The sequence below is a fragment of the Streptomyces sp. PR69 genome, assembly GCF_026420845.1.
Classification (GTDB): Bacteria; Actinomycetota; Actinomycetes; order Streptomycetales; family Streptomycetaceae; genus Streptomyces.
In genome coordinates this window covers 1-15,054 of record NZ_JAOWCB010000025.1, presented here as the reverse complement: position 1 = coordinate 15,054, position 15,054 = coordinate 1, and the positions used below count along the sequence as shown (strand labels likewise).

Below are 15,054 nucleotides of genomic sequence, written 5' to 3'. Positions count from 1 at the left end.
GGTACTGCTTCTCTGCTCTGTCGTGCTGGTCAACGCGCGGTGCGCGGACCGGATACGAAGCCGGCCGGGCCGGGGCCGGTCCGGCTGCCTCTTTCGCTCACCCTTCGCTCACCCCTTGGTTCCCCCCGCGGTGAGTCCCGCGACCAGATGGCGCTGTGCGAAGAAGAACAGCAGTCCGGCCGGGACCATGATCAGTACGGAGGAGGCCGTCATCAGGCCCCACTCGGCGCGGTGCGGGCCGACGAAGGTCTGCAGGCCGACCGCGAGCGTGTACTTGCCCTCGCTGCTCATGAAGGAGGTGGCGAAGGCGACCTCGCTCCAGGCGGTGAGGAAGGTGTAGAAGGCGGTGACCGCGAGGCCCGGCCGGGCGAGCGGGACGATCAGCCGCCAGAAGGTGCCGAACGGGGTCAGTCCGTCGACCCGGCCCGACTCGTCGATCTCGGTGGGGATGGTGTCGAAGTAGCCCTTGAGCATCCAGGCGCAGAACGGCACCGACACCGAGCAGTAGGTGATGATCAGTCCGCCGTAGCTGTCCAGCAGCCCCAGCCGGCCCAGGATGTTGTAGAGCGGCACGATCAGCACCGCCACCGGGAACATCTGGCACAGCAGGAACGACCACATCAGCGACTTGTCGCCGGGGAAGCGCATCCGGGAGACCGCGTAACCGGCGCTGGCCGCGATCAGCACGCCCACCAGCATGGTGCCGCCCGCGACGATCACGGAGTTCAGAAACCACGTCAGAAACTCGGTGTCGCCCAGGACGTGGGTGTAGTTCTCCAGCGTGAAGCCGGTCATCTCCGTCGGGTGGGTCCAGCCGTTCTCACCGCGGATCGAGACCAGCACGATGAAGACGATCGGGAACAGCGCGATGACGGAGGCGACGACCAGGGTGGCGTGCAGCGCGACGGACGCGCCCGCGGAGCGCTCGCCGCGGCCGCGCCGGCGGGCTGCGGGGGCGGTCGCCGCCGGGGCCGGGAGCTTCTCGGGCGCGCGGGCCGGGGTGCTGACGGTGCTCACTTGGCGACCTCCTGGCGGCTGAGCATCCGGCGGTAGAAGACGGAGAAGACCAGCAGCAGGGAGAGGATCACGATGCCGTACGAGGCGGAGCCCGCGTAGTCCCGTACGCCCTGGAAGGCGAGCCGGTAGGCGTAGGTCACCAGGATCTCGCTCTCGGTGCCGCCGGCCTGGCCGATCACCAGATAGATGATCGGGAACATATTGAAGGTCCAGATGGTGCCCAGCAGGATGATCGTGCTGGAGACCGGCCGCAGCCCCGGCACGGTCACATTCCAGAACCGCTGCCAGGCCGAGGCGCCGTCCATCTCGGCCGCCTCGTGCAGCTCCCTGGGGATGGACTGCAGACCGCCGAGGATCGCGACCATCATGAAGGGCACACCGAGCCAGGTGTTGACGGCGATCACCGACAGCTTCTGGATCGTCGGGTCGCCCAGCCAGTCCACCGCGCCGATGCCGGCCTTGGAGAGCAGCGCGTTGAGCACGCCGTTGTCGGTGTTGTACATCAGCTTCCAGGCGAAGGCGGCGACGAACGCCGGGACCGCCCACGGCAGGATCAGCAGCACCCGGTACAGGGAGCGGCCGCGGAGCTGCCGGTTCAGCAGCATCGCCAGGCCGAGGCCGATGGTGTAGTGCAGGAGGACACAGCTGGCGGTCCAGATGACCGTCCAGGTCAGCCGGGGGTAGAAGGACCCCTCCTGGCCGGACAGGATGTGCCAGTAGTTGTCGAGGCCGACGAACTGATAGCTCGCCGGGACCTCGAAGTCGCCGATCGTACGGCCGATGTTGGCCTCGTTGGCGTCGGTGAAGGAGAGGTAGATGCCGCGGCCCAGCGGATACCCGACGAGCACGGCGAGCACCACGACGACCGGCAGGACCATGGCCCACGCGTACCAGTGCGTGGCGAAGGACCGTCTGGTGCGGGTGACGGTCTTGGCTATCAGGGTGCTCATCTCTCTCCGTAGGGAACGGCCGGACTGCGGGGACGGTGGACCGGCCCGGCCGGCTGGGCGCGTGGGGTCCGTCCCACGCGTAGCGGGGAACGGATCCCCCAGCCGACCGGACCGGAGCTGCGCTGGCGCGCTTGCGCGTCAGCCGATCGAGTAGTCCTTCAGCAGCTTGGTGTTCCACTCCTTGGCGAGCGCGTCCAGGCCCTCCTTGGGGGAGACGTCGCCGCGCAGGATCTTCACGTAGTGCTGGTCGTACGCCACGAACAGATCGCCGACCCCCGGGATGACCGGACGGGACCTGGAGACCGCGAGCGCCTCCTGGAAGGCCTTCTTCGCCGGGTCGGAGGTGACCGCGTCGGTGTAGGCGGACTTGCGTGTCGGGAGGGTGTTGATCTCCTTGGCGGTGAACTCCTGGCTCTTCGCGGAGGACATGAACTTCACGAAGAGATACGCCGCGTCCTTGTTCTTGGAGCCGCGGTAGACGGAGTAGTTGTGGCCGCCGATCGGCGCGCCTGCCTTGCCGGATGAGCCCGCCGGGATCGGTGCGATGCCCAGATTGGCGCGGTCCGAAAATGCCTTGCCCGTGTAGTCGTCGGAGACCGACCACGGGCCGTTGATCACCATGGCGGCCTTGCCGTCCTTGAAGGAGGTCTGGGCCGCGACATAGCCGTCGGTGGTGGCGGGCTTGAGGGCGACATCGGACTGGACCAGCTTCAGCGCGGTCTCCATGCCCTTGACGGCCTCGGGGGAGTTCACCGTGATCTTCTTGTTCTCGACGTCGAGCATGTCGGCGCCCTCGCCGTACAGGAACGGCAGCGAGAAGTAGCCCTCGGGGTTCAGCTGGATGCCCGCGACCCCGGTCTTCTTCTTGATCGTCTTGGCGGTCTCGATCAGCTCGTCCCAGGTGGCCGGGGGCTTGCTGATGCCGGCCTTCTGGAAGATCTCCTTGTTGTAGAGGAGGCCGAGGGTGTCGGTGACCTGCGGCACGCCGACGGTCTCGCCGTTGAACTTCGCCGTGGACAGCGGGCCCTCAAGGAAGTCGTCCGCGTTGTCGAGTGCCGGGGTGCCGTCCAGCGGCTGGAGGTATCCGAGGTTGGCGAACCCCGCCGACCAGCCGACGTCGGTGCGGATGACGTCCGGGGCGCCCTTGCCGTTCTGGGCGGCCGTCTTGAACTTCTGCTCGGCCTGGTCGAAGGAGACGGAGGTCCGATTGACCTTGATCTTCGGGTATTCGGCCTCGAACTGCTCGATCAGCGTGTCGTACGCCGGGCCCTCGGCTTCATTGGAGGTGTCCCACCAGGTGATGGAACCGCTCACGCTCTGGGGGTCCTCGGCGGCCTTCTTGCCGCTGCTGTCACTCGCTCCGCCGTTGTCCCCGCAGGCGGTCGCGGTAAGAGCCAGGGCGCCGACGAGCGCGGCGACCGATATGCCCTTGCGCATGGTGATCTCCTCGTTGAGGTCAGGCCCTGACCTGTCCCTCGGGCCGGGCTGCTGCGGCGTGAAGTTAACAGCCTTGCAAGAGCTTGCGAAAGACCTTGCAGAAAGAAAACAGGGAGATTTCCAGGTTGTGACCGTCTCGTGTCCTGGGTCTTGACCGTGGTCGTTCAGCCTTCTACGGTCGGCAGCGCAGCGGCTGTTGAGAGCTTGCTGCAAGAATCACCAAGACCTGCAAGAGCCTTTCAGGCATGGCGCGTTGTCTTACGAGGCTGCGGGGCTCCCCCCATTCCGCACAGTGCCGTGCAGGAGGCAACACATGGCCAGCAGACCTCGACCTCTGGCCGCCGCGCTCGCCCTGGCGGCGGCCGCGGCGGTCGCCGTCGCCGCGCCGGTGGCGACCGGCGTCGCACAGGCGGCCCCGCCCGGAGACAAGGACGTGACCGCCGTCCTCTTCGAGTGGCGCTTTGACTCGGCAGCCCGGGCGTGCACCGACACGCTCGGGCCCGCCGGATATGGATATGTTCAGGTTTCTCCGCCCCAGGAGCATATCCAGGGCCCGCAGTGGTGGACGTCGTACCAGCCCGTCAGCTACAAGATCGCCGGACGGCTCGGCGACCGGGCGTCGTTTGCGGACATGGTGAACACCTGCCATGCCGCGGGCGTCAAGGTCGTCGTCGACGCCGTGATCAACCATATGGCGGCGGGCGACGGCACCGGCACAGGCGGCTCGCCGTATCAGAAGTACGACTATCCGGGCATCTACTCCGGAAACGATATGGACGACTGCCGGTCCGTGATCACCGACTACCGGGACCGGAGCAACGTCCAGAACTGTGAGCTGGTCGGCCTCGCGGACCTCGACACAGGCGAGGAGTACGTCCGCGACCGCATCGCCGCCTACCTCAACGACCTGCTGTCCCTCGGCGTCGACGGCTTCCGCGTCGACGCCGCCAAGCACATGCCCGCCGCCGACCTCGCCGCGATCAAGTCCCGGCTGACCGACCCCGGCGTCTACTGGAAGCAGGAGGCCATCCACGGGGCGGGCGAGGCGGTCTCGCCGAGCGAGTACCTCGGCAACGGCGACGTACAGGAATTCCGCTACGCCCGCGACCTCAAGCGCGTCTTCAACGACGAGAACCTCGCACATCTGAAGAACTACGGCGAAGGGTGGGGCTATATGGACTCCGGCTCCGCCGCGGTCTTCGTGGACAACCACGACACCGAGCGCGTCGGCGACACCCTCAGCTACAAGGACGGGGCGAACTACACCCTCGGACACGTCTTCATGCTGGCGTGGCCGTACGGGGCGCCGGACGTCCACTCCGGATACGAGTGGACCGACAAGGACGCCGGCCCGCCCAACGGCGGTGCCGTGACCGCCTGTTACAGCGACGGCTGGAAGTGCCAGCACGCCTGGCCGGAGATCGCCTCCATGGTCGGCTTCCGCAACGCGGCCCGCGGGCAGGGCGTCACGGACTGGTGGGACAACGGCGCGGACGCGATCGGCTTCGGGCGCGGGGACAAGGCGTATGTCGCCCTCAACCACGAGACGTCCCCGCTGACGAGGACCTTCGACACCTCGCTGCCCGCGGGGACATACTGCGACGTCCAGTCCGGCCGGAGCGTGACCGTGGACGGCGGCGGCCGCTTCACCGCCACGCTGGGCCCGAACACGGCGGTCGCCCTGCACGCCGGCGCCCGGGAGTGCGCGCCCGCCGCCGGGGCCTCGTTCAACGTGACGGCCGCCACCGTGTGGGGCGAGAACGTGTACGTCACCGGAAACCGCCCCGAACTGGGCGGCTGGAACCCCGGCGCGGCGCTGAAGCTCGACCCGGCGGGGTATCCGGTGTGGCGCGGGGACGTCACGCTGCCCGCGGGCGCGGTCTTCGAGTACAAGTACCTCCGCAAGGACGCGGAGGGGCGGGTGACTTGGGAGGCCGGGGCGAATCGTGTGGCGACGGTGCCGGACTCGGGGGCGGTGACTCTGTCGGACGCGTTCCGGGAGTGAGCGGCGTCGCCGGCCGCGCGGTGAGTTTCCCGTAACTGGGGCTCCGCCCCAGCCCCGCTTTCCCGGGGGCTCCGCCCCCGGACCCCCGCGCCTCAAACTCCCCCAGCTACCTCCCCCAGACTCCGTCCGGGGGGACCCCCACGGAGGTGCCCCCACGAGGCTGGAATGTGCAGCCCCTTGCGCCTCAATCTCCCCCAGACTCCGTCCGGGGGCAGCCCCACGGGGCTGGGTTTCCGGCTCCCGCGGCTCAGTCGTCAGCGGGGCTCATTTGAGCCCGTTGGGGTGCACCTCCTGGAGGCGCCTCCGTGGGGGCACCACCCAGCGGTAGCTGGGGGAGGAGTCCGGGGGTTTGAGGGTACGGCGGCGCGAAGCTGCCGCCCGCCAGGGGGCGCGGGGCGTCAGCCCCGCAGCCCCTCCCCCCGAAGGGGGGTCTGGGGGCGAAGCCCCCAGTTACGGGAAGTGGGGGTCCCCCCACGCCCAAGGGGGAGGGGTGGGGGAAACCCGCCCGGGCACCCACACCGCACACGAACCCCCGCCGCACCGCGGCAAATCCCACCCATCCCTCACCACCGAAAGGGAACCGCATTCGTGTCCACCACCGCACCGCCCCGGCGCCCCAAACGCCCCACGGCGACCACCGCCGTCACCATCACCGCCGTCGCCGCCGCCCTGCTCGCGGGCCTGATACCCGCCGTACAGGCGGCGCCAGCCGCCGCGGCCGCCACCGGGTACAAACCCCCGCGGCCGCCGTCGGACCGCGCGCTCGCCGCGGAGCCCGCGCGGCACGATCTGACGCGGGAGCAGTTCTACTTCGTGCTGCCGGACCGTTTCGCCAACGGCGAGACGTCCAATGACCGGGGCGGTCTGCCCGGCACCCGTCTCGACCATGGCTATGACCCCGCCGACAAGGGCTTCTACCAGGGAGGGGACCTCAAGGGGCTCACCGAGAAGCTCGACTACATCAAGGGTCTCGGCACCACGGCCATCTGGCTGGCCCCGATCTTCAAGAACAAGCCCGTCCAGGGCACGGGGAAGAACGCCTCCGCGGGCTACCACGGGTACTGGATCACGGACTTCACCCAGGTCGACCCGCACTTCGGCAGCAACGAAGACCTCGAAACCCTCATCGACAAGGCGCACGCCAAGGGGATGAAGGTCTTCTTCGACGTCATCACCAACCACACCGCCGACACCGTCGACTACGCGGAGAAGGAGTACGGGTACCGGCCCAAGGGCGCCTACCCCTACCTCGACAAGGACGGCCGCCCCTTCGACGACCGGCAGGCGGACCGCGCCGACTTCCGCGGGGTCGACGAGGACTCCTTCCCGTACACCCCGCGCACTGCCGGCGGCAAGACGCCCGCCTGGCTCAACGACCCCACGATGTACCACAACCGCGGGGACTCCGCCTTCGCGGGCGAGAGCAGCGAGTACGGCGATTTCGCCGGCCTCGACGACCTGTGGACCGAGCGGCCGGAGGTCGTCCGCGGCATGGAGCGGATCTATCAGAAGTGGGTCCGCGACTTCGACATCGACGGCTTCCGCATCGACACCGTCAAACATGTCGACCTGGAGTTCTGGACCCAGTGGGCCACCGCCCTGGACCGGTACGCCGCCAAGCGGGGCCGGGAGGACTTCTTTATGTTCGGCGAGGTGTACTCCGCCGACACGGCGATCACCTCCCCGTATGTCACCCGCGGCCGCCTCGACGCCACACTCGACTTCCCCTTCCAGGCCGCGGCCCGTGCCTTCGCCTCCCAGGGGGCGTCCGCCGACCGGCTCGCCGCCGTGTTCGGCGACGACTACCGCTATACGACCGACAAGGCCAACGCCTATGAGCAGGTGACCTTCCTCGGGAACCACGACATGGGCCGCATCGGGACGTTCCTGAAGCAGGACAACCCGGGCGCGGGCGAGGACGAACTGCTGCGGCGGGCGCGGCTCGCGAACGAGCTGATGTTCCTCAGCCGCGGCAACCCGGTCGTCTACTACGGCGATGAGCAGGGCTTCACCGGCGCGGGCGGCGACAAGGACGCACGCCAGACCCTCTTCGCGTCCCGCACCGCCGACTACCTCGACGATGACCAGCTGGGCACGGACCGCACGCACGCCTCGGACGCCTACGACCCCGGCCATCCCCTCTACCGGCAGATCGCGGAGCTCTCCCGGCTCACCAAGGAGCACCCGGCGCTGCGCGACGGCATCCAGCAGGAGCGCCACGCCGACGGCTCCGTCTACGCCTTCTCCCGCACCGACGCCCGCCGGAAGACCGAACACACCGAGTACCTTGTGGCGGTCAACAACGCCTCCGCCCCGAAGACGGTCACTCTCGCCGCGGACGCCGACGCCTACACCACCCTGTACGGCGACGGCCCGGACGGCACGCTCCGCTCCGCCGACGGCAAGGTGACCGTCACCGTCCCGGCCCTGTCCTCCCTGGTGCTGAAGGCCGGCACGCCTCTGCCGGCCCCCTCCGCCAGGCCGGAGATCGGCCTTGCCGCGCCGCCCGCCGGGGCGACCGGCACGGTCACCGTCACCGCGGACGTCCACGGCGGGCAGCTCAACCGGGTCGTCTTCGCCGCCCAGACCGGCAACGGCAAATGGCGGGTCCTCGGCTCCGCCGACCACGCCCCGTACCGGGTCACCCACCATCTGGACGACTCCGTCCGCGCCGGAACCCCGGTGCGCTACAAGGCCGTCGTCGTCGACAGCGCGGGCCGCACCGCGAGCGCACGCGCCGAGACGACCGCGGGCCAGGCTCCGCCCCCCGAGAAGCCGACCGCCGTCGACCGCGACTACGCGGTGGTCCACTACCACCGCCCCGACGGCGACTACGACGGCTGGCGGATCAGCACCGGCGGCACGACCGCGCCCTTCACCGGCCGCGACGCCTATGGCGCGTTCGCCTGGGTCAGGCTCGCGGAGGACGCCTCCTCGGTCCCGTACACCGTCGAACACACCGACGGCACGACGGACGGTCCGCGCCGCACCGTCGAGTTGTCCCGCACCGGACAGGTGTGGATCGAGCAGGGTGAGGCCGGCCAGCACACCACGGCCCCCGACGGGGCGTACCCGCCGCAGGACCAGACGAAGGCCGTACTGCACTACCACCGCCCGGACGGCGACTACGACGGCTGGGGTCTGCACACCTGGACCGGGGCCGAGCAGCCCACCGACTGGTCCACGCCGCTGCGGCCGGTGCAGCGGGACGCGTACGGCCTCACCTTCGAGGTGCCGCTCGCGTCCGGCGCGACCTCGCTCAGCTATATCGTCCACCGGGGCGACCAGAAAGATCTGCCCGCCGACCAGTCGCTGGACTTCGCGGCCCACGGCAAGGAGGTGTGGCTGCTGGCCGGGCAGCCGGCGTATCTGCTGCCGCAGACCGGCGGCGCGCCCGATCTCGATCTGACCGCGTCCAAGGCGCAGTTCATCGACCGTGACACCGTCGTCTGGAACGTCAAGGCGACGGACGCCACGAGCCAGCAGCTCGTGTACGCCCGCGACGGAGGGATCTCCGTCGTCGACGGTGCCCTGTCCGACGAGGGCCGCTGGCTGCGGCTGGTCCCGGCCGCCCTCACCGACGTCCAGAAGAAGAAGTACCCGCACCTCAAGGACCGCCCGGCATTCACCGTCGACCCGCGGGACCGCGACCGGGTGCGGGAGGCGCTGCGCGGCCAGCTGGTCGCCACCCAGCGGGCCGCCTCAGGAGCGCTGCTCGCCGCGACCGGCGTCCAGATCCCCGGCGTGCTCGACGATCTGTACGCGGCCGATGCCGTGGTCAAGGACCTCGGACCGGTCTTCCGCCGCGGCCGCCCCACCCTCTCCGTGTGGGCGCCCACCGCGCAGTCCGTCTCCCTGGAACTCGACGGGCGCACCATCCGGATGCGCCGGGACGACGACAGCGGCGTCTGGTCCGTGACCGGACGGCGCGGCTGGGCGGGCAAGCCCTACCGGTACGCCGTCAAGGTGTGGGCGCCCAGCGTCCAGCGGGTCGTCGTCAACAAGGTCACCGACCCGTACTCCACCGCCCTGACCGCCGACTCGGCGCGCAGCCTGATCGCCGACCTCGACGATCCGAAGCTCGCCCCCAAGGGCTGGCAGCGGCTGAGCAAACCGGCCGCCGTGCTGCTGCGGGACGCGCAGATCCAGGAACTGCACATCCGGGACTTCTCCATCGCGGACCCGACGGCGAAGCACCCCGGGGAGTACCGGGCCTTCACCGACCGCGACTCCCGCGGCATGCGGCATCTGCGCGACCTCGCCGACTCCGGCACGTCCCATGTCCATCTCCTCCCGGCCTTCGACATCGGCACCATCCCGGAGAAGAAGTCCGACCAGGCCCGGCCCGCCTGCGATCTCAAGGTGTACGCCCCCGACTCGGCCGAACAGCAGGCGTGCATCGCCCGCGTCGCCGCGAAGGACGCCTACAACTGGGGCTACGACCCGCTGCACTACACCGTCCCGGAGGGTTCGTACGCCTCCGACCCGGACGGCACCCGCCGCACGGTCGAGTTCCGGCAGATGGTGCAGGGACTCAACGCGGCCGGGCTGCGGACCGTGATGGACGTCGTCTACAACCACACGGTGGCCGCCGGGCAGTCGGAGAAGTCCGTGCTCGACCGGATCGTGCCCGGCTACTACCAGCGGCTCCTCGACGACGGAACCGTCGCCACCTCCACCTGCTGCGCCAACACCGCACCCGAGAACGCCATGATGGGCAAGCTCGTCGTGGACTCGGTCGTCACCTGGGCGAAGCAGTACAAGGTCGACGGCTTCCGCTTTGACCTCATGGGCCACCACCCCAAGGAGAACATCCTCGCCGTGCGTGCCGCCCTGGACGCGCTCACCCCGGAGAAGGACGGGGTCGACGGAAAGAACATCATCCTCTACGGGGAGGGCTGGAACTTCGGCGAGATCGCCGACGACGCCCGCTTTGTCCAGGCCACCCAGAAGAACATGGCCGGCACCGGCATCGCGACCTTCTCCGACCGGGCGCGGGACGCGGTGCGCGGCGGCGGGCCGTTCGACGAGGACCCCGGAGTGCAGGGCTTCGCCTCCGGGCTGTACACCGAGCCGAACTCCTCCCCGTCCAACGGCACGCCCGCGGAGCAGAAGGCCCGGCTGCTGCGCTACCAGGACCTGATCAAGGTCGGGCTGTCCGGCAATCTGGCGTCGTACACCTTCACCGACTCGGCCGGCCGCCGCGTCAGGGGATCGGAGGTCGACTACAACGGCGCGCCCGCGGGCTACGCGGCAGTGCCCGGCGACGCCCTCGCCTACGCCGACGCACACGACAACGAAACCCTGTACGACGCGCTCGCCTTCAAGCTGCCCGCCGCCGCCTCACCGGCCGACCGGGCACGGATGCAGGTGCTGGCGATGGCGACGGCCGCGCTGTCCCAGGGGCCCGCGCTCTCCCAGGCGGGGACGGACCTGCTGCGCTCCAAGTCGCTGGACCGCAACTCGTACGACAGCGGGGACTGGTTCAACGCCGTCCACTGGGACTGCCGGGACGGCAACGGCTTCGGCCGCGGGCTGCCGCCGGCGGCCGACAACCAGCCCAAGTGGCCGTACGCCAAGCCACTGCTGACCGCTCCGTCCCTCACCGTCGGCTGCCCGGAGATCACCGCGGCCTCCGCCGCCTACCGGGAACTGCTGACCATCCGCACCACGGAGGACGTCTTCAGCCTGCCGACCGCCGGCGCGGTGCAGGCGCAACTCTCCTTCCCGCTGTCGGGGAAGGACGAGACGCCCGGAGTGATCACCATGCGGCTGGGCGATCTGGTCGTGGTCTTCAATGCCACCCCGGACGAGCAGACCCAGCGGATCACCTCCGCGGCGGACACCGCGTACACGCTCCACCCGGTCCAGGCGAAGGGCGCCGACCCTGCCGTGAAGACGGCCTCGTACGACCGTCCGTCGGGAACCTTCACGGTCCCGGCGCGCACGGTCGCGGTCTTCACCCGCTCCTGACCCTGTGAGAAGCCGAAGGGCCCGCCGATCCTCGCCGGCGGGCCCTTCCGCACGCTCTGCCAGCGGACTCTCAGCGATTCCTCAGCGGACCGGCTGCGCGGGCACGGTCCGCCGCGCCGCGGGCGCAAGGGCCATCAGCCGCCCCACCAGCTCCGCGAAGGGCCCGTCGGACGGCTCGTCCGCGAGCATCCGCAGCAGGATGCCCGCCATCTCCTCGTCGTACGCGGCGCTCACCGCGGTCAGCGCGGCGAAGTCATGCACCAGCTGCAGCTCCAGCTCGCCACGCGGCACCCGGTGCCCGTCCAGCCAGATCAGGGCGGTCGTCTCGGCGAGCGACACCCAGGACCGCACCACCAGCTCCAGCCGCGGCGGGGGCTCTTCGATCCCCAGATGCGCCATGATCTGGTCATAGGCGGCCTGCCGCACCTCGTCGACCATCGCGTAGGCGGTGGAGGACCCCGCGGACGGCCCGCCCCGCATCAGCGCCGAAAAGCCGGGCCCATGCCCCTCGACAAAGTCGAAGAACCGTCCCATCACCCGCAGCAGCCGCGAGCCGAGCGGCCCTTCGTGCGGCTCCGCGAACCGCGCCGCCAGCTCATCGGCGGCCCGCCGCAGCGCCGCCTCGTACAGGCTCTGCTTCCCGGGGAAGTAGTGGTACACGAGCGGCCGGGAGATCCCGGCGGCCGAGGCGATCTCATCGATGGACACCTCGTCCGGCGACCGCCGGCTGAACAAGTCCAGCGCCACACCGATCAACTGCTGTCTGCGCTCTTCGACGCCCATCCTGCGGCGAACCCCGGTCGTCGTCATACCGAACACCCTAACGGGCGACGCCCGGTCGGCCCTTCCGGGACGGCTGTGGGGCCGCACACCACAGGTGTGCGGCCCCACGGGTCACTCAAGGACGCGTCACCGCCACTGGGGCGGGATATGGGAGAGCTGCTCCAGCAGATCCCAGTCCTTCGGCTTGCGGCTCGAATGCCACTGCGCGCCGTTGCCGACCCAGTAGCCGCGGTAGTTGCGGATTCCGCTCAGCCCGTCCCAGCTTCCGGGTTCCCCCATGTCGCCGACGCCGGACTCGGTTCCGCAACAGTCGCAGATGACCGACGTCGGCCAGCCGTCCTCCCAGAACGCGGAACCGTCGCCGTATCCGCAGATCCGACAGAAGTACTCGCTGTCGTCGTCGTCCGTCATGGCCGCCTCTTCGCTGATGGTGATGGAGTGCCGTTCACCGCTCGGTCTGCCCCTGAGCCCGCAGATAGTCCTCCAGAGTGGGGAACCTGTTGGTGTCATAGCCGTAGGGGTTGTCCGCGCTCTTCGGTGCGGGCCTGTTCAGGGTCTTGGGAAGCCCGTCCGCATCGTATGAGACAAGGGTGTTCGACTCCTTGTGGTACACGACATAGCCTGCGGACGAGCCGTCCCTCTTCTGTCGGTCCCAGACCCGGTATCCCTGCGGCGGCTGCGGCAGGTCGGCTGCCGACCGGTGCGCATGGGCCAGCTCGACGTACTCTCTCGCAGAACCCAGCTCAGGGAACTCCTTCTTGTGCTTGCTCCAGTGGCCGGCGGCGTTCTGGGCATGGCCCTTGGCCCTGGAGGCCGCCCAGATATGCGGCGCTTTGCCCGCGGCGCGCTGAGCCTTGAAGAAGGCCTCCACCGCACTGTAGCCCTTGGCGCCCCACTTCGTGCCGGTCGCCCCCCAGCCGACGATCGGCACCGCGGCCGCGCAGGACAGGGCGGAGTTGAAGGCGTCGCCCTCCGCGCCGTACCAGCCGCAGTTGATCAGGTCCGCCGGTTCGCCGATCACCGGGACGACTCCGGCGACGTCGAGGACCAGGTGACCGGCCTCGGAGAGGTAGTCCCAGACGTCGGACTCCTCCTCGGCCGCGGCCTCCAGGAACTCGTCCTCCATCTCCTGGAGCTCGGTCGTCGCCTTGCGGCGCTCCTCGTCGCGGCGTGCGGCCTCCGCCTCGGCGCGGAGCTTCTCGGCGACCGCCACCCAGGCCTCCAGCGCCGCCTTGTTTGCGGCGACCGAGTCCTTGCCGGCCGCCTCGGCGGAGGCGCGGGCCTCGTTCGCCGCCGCCCAGGCCGCGTTCGCAGAGCCACGCGCGGCTGCGGCGGACGCGGCCGCGTTGGATGCCGAGATCTGGGCGCTGCGCGCTGCCCGGTGGGCGTCCGCCTCAGCTTCACGGGCCGTCCTCGCGGCCTGTGCCGCGGAGGCAGCGGACTTCTCCGCCGCCTCGGCCGACCGCTTGGCCTGTGCCGCGTAGTCCTTGGCCTGATCGGCCGAGACCCGTGCCTGCTTGGCGTACTTGTCCGCATCAGCGGCCGCCTTGCGGGCGATCGCGGCCACCCGGGCGGCCTCCGCGGCGTTCTGCTGGGCCGTGGCCGCGACCGCCGAGGCATCCGCGATCAGCTTCTGCACCTGCGCGACATGCGTGGCGGCGAGCTGGTCCTTGCGCTTGGCCTTGTACTGGCCGGACTCGATGAAGGCGTGCAGCAGCTGCGGCGGGCCCTCCAGGGCGATCCGGGCCGCGGCCTTGACCTCGGGGCCGCCGCTGTTCATCAGCTGGACCGCGCGGACGCGCTCGTCGTTGTTACGGGCGGTGTACCGGTCCGTGACGATGAACTCGCGCAGCGCCTCGGTGGTGCCCGCGTTCAGCGCGGCCTGTCCCGCTGACTTGACGCCGGGCCCTGCACCGTCCATCAGCTGGACGACCTTGACGCGGTAGTCGTTGGCCGCGGCCCGGTGCTGTCCCTCGGCGAGGAAGGCGCTGATCGCCGCCGCGTCGCCGTCGAGCGCCTGCTCGGCGGCCGTGCGGACGGCGGCGGACTCGGCGGAGGCGGCGAGCCGCTCGACGCGGGAGTGCTCGTCCTGCTCTGCCGCGTCCTGCCAGCCGCTGCGCACATAGCGGACCATGGCCTCGTCATCGCCCGCGAGGGCGACTTCGGCAGCCGTACGGCTCCACGGACCCCGGGTCTTCATCGCCAGCAAGGCGATTCGACGGCCCTTGTCGGCCACCTCCTCGGGATCGGCCTGCGGGTCGGCCGCCTCGGCGGCCAGGCGTACGGCCTCGGCGTCCAGGTCCTTTGCCTCCTGGACGGACTTGGCCGCGTCCGCGCGGCGCTCGTCCTCGCGGGTCTTGAGGTCCTTGGCCTGCTCGACGGCGGCCGCAGTGCGTGCCGCCAGCTCCTCGGCCTCGATCTTGCGTGCGATGCCATGGACATCACGGGCTTTGGACACCGCGTTTGACGCGGTGTCGGCAGCGGTCTTGGCGGCTTGGGCGTGGGCCGTCGCCTTGGCGGCCGCGGTGGCGGCGTCTCCCGCGTGGTCGGCCGCTTCGTCGGCGGCCTTTGCCGCGTTCTCGGCGTGGGCGGCCGCGGAGTTGGCGGCGTCCCGTGCCTCCCGGGCCGCCGCGGCGGACTGGCGGGCCAGCGCCTCGGCCGCGTTCGCGGCGCGGGTCGCCTCGTTCGCATGGCGGCGTGCCTGAGCGGCGGCCGCGCGTGCGGCTGCGGACGATGCGCCCGCCTGGTCGGCGTATCCGCTGGCCTGCTCTGCCGCGGCGGCCGCCGCGTTGGCGTTGACACCGGCGCTCACCGCGTGCTTGGCGGCGTTGCCCGCCGCCGTTGCCGCGGCGCCTGCCTGCTCGGCCGCTTGGGCAGCCTTGCGGGCGC

At 70.3% G+C, this 15,054-nt stretch carries 8 protein-coding genes; 2 read left to right on the top strand and 6 right to left on the bottom strand.

Annotated features, from left to right (window positions below):
• Positions 1-108: 108 nt before the first annotated feature.
• The 3 genes from OF819_RS21595 to OF819_RS21585 form a co-directional block, all read right to left on the bottom strand.
• Positions 109-1,017: a sugar ABC transporter permease gene (locus OF819_RS21595; RefSeq protein ID WP_267245263.1), complete on the bottom strand. Its 909-nt coding sequence runs from the start codon at positions 1,015-1,017 to the stop codon at positions 109-111.
• Positions 1,014-1,967, bottom strand: coding sequence for a carbohydrate ABC transporter permease (locus OF819_RS21590; RefSeq protein ID WP_267245262.1), 954 nt, complete (start codon positions 1,965-1,967; stop codon positions 1,014-1,016). The genes OF819_RS21595 and OF819_RS21590 overlap by 4 nt, the downstream gene beginning before the upstream one ends.
• Before the next feature lie 138 nt (positions 1,968-2,105).
• Positions 2,106-3,404 (bottom strand): extracellular solute-binding protein, encoded by a 1,299-nt coding sequence (locus OF819_RS21585; RefSeq protein ID WP_267245261.1) that lies wholly within the window; start codon positions 3,402-3,404, stop codon positions 2,106-2,108.
• Between the two features lie 313 nt (positions 3,405-3,717).
• On the opposite strand from OF819_RS21585, the gene OF819_RS21580 reads away from it, so the two are divergent.
• Both OF819_RS21580 and pulA read left to right on the top strand, forming a co-directional pair.
• Positions 3,718-5,409, top strand: coding sequence for a carbohydrate-binding module family 20 domain-containing protein (locus tag OF819_RS21580; RefSeq protein WP_267245260.1), 1,692 nt, complete (start codon positions 3,718-3,720; stop codon positions 5,407-5,409).
• 648 nt (positions 5,410-6,057) lie between these two features.
• Complete coding sequence (pulA, locus tag OF819_RS21575) at positions 6,058-11,382, top strand: pullulanase-type alpha-1,6-glucosidase (RefSeq protein ID WP_267245321.1); 5,325 nt, start codon at positions 6,058-6,060, stop codon at positions 11,380-11,382.
• A gap of 81 nt (positions 11,383-11,463) precedes the next feature.
• On the opposite strand, the gene OF819_RS21570 is transcribed toward pulA, so the two are convergent.
• From OF819_RS21570 to OF819_RS21560, 3 genes are all read right to left on the bottom strand, one after another.
• A complete protein-coding gene (locus OF819_RS21570) occupies positions 11,464-12,192 on the bottom strand; it encodes a TetR/AcrR family transcriptional regulator (protein ID WP_267245259.1) in 729 nt (242 codons plus the stop codon).
• A 99-nt stretch (positions 12,193-12,291) separates the two neighbouring features.
• A complete protein-coding gene (locus tag OF819_RS21565) occupies positions 12,292-12,576 on the bottom strand; it encodes a hypothetical protein (protein WP_267245258.1) in 285 nt (94 codons plus the stop codon).
• A 34-nt stretch (positions 12,577-12,610) separates the two neighbouring features.
• On the bottom strand, positions 12,611-15,054 hold a 2,444-nt coding region (locus OF819_RS21560), incomplete at its 5' end, for an ALF repeat-containing protein (protein ID WP_267245257.1).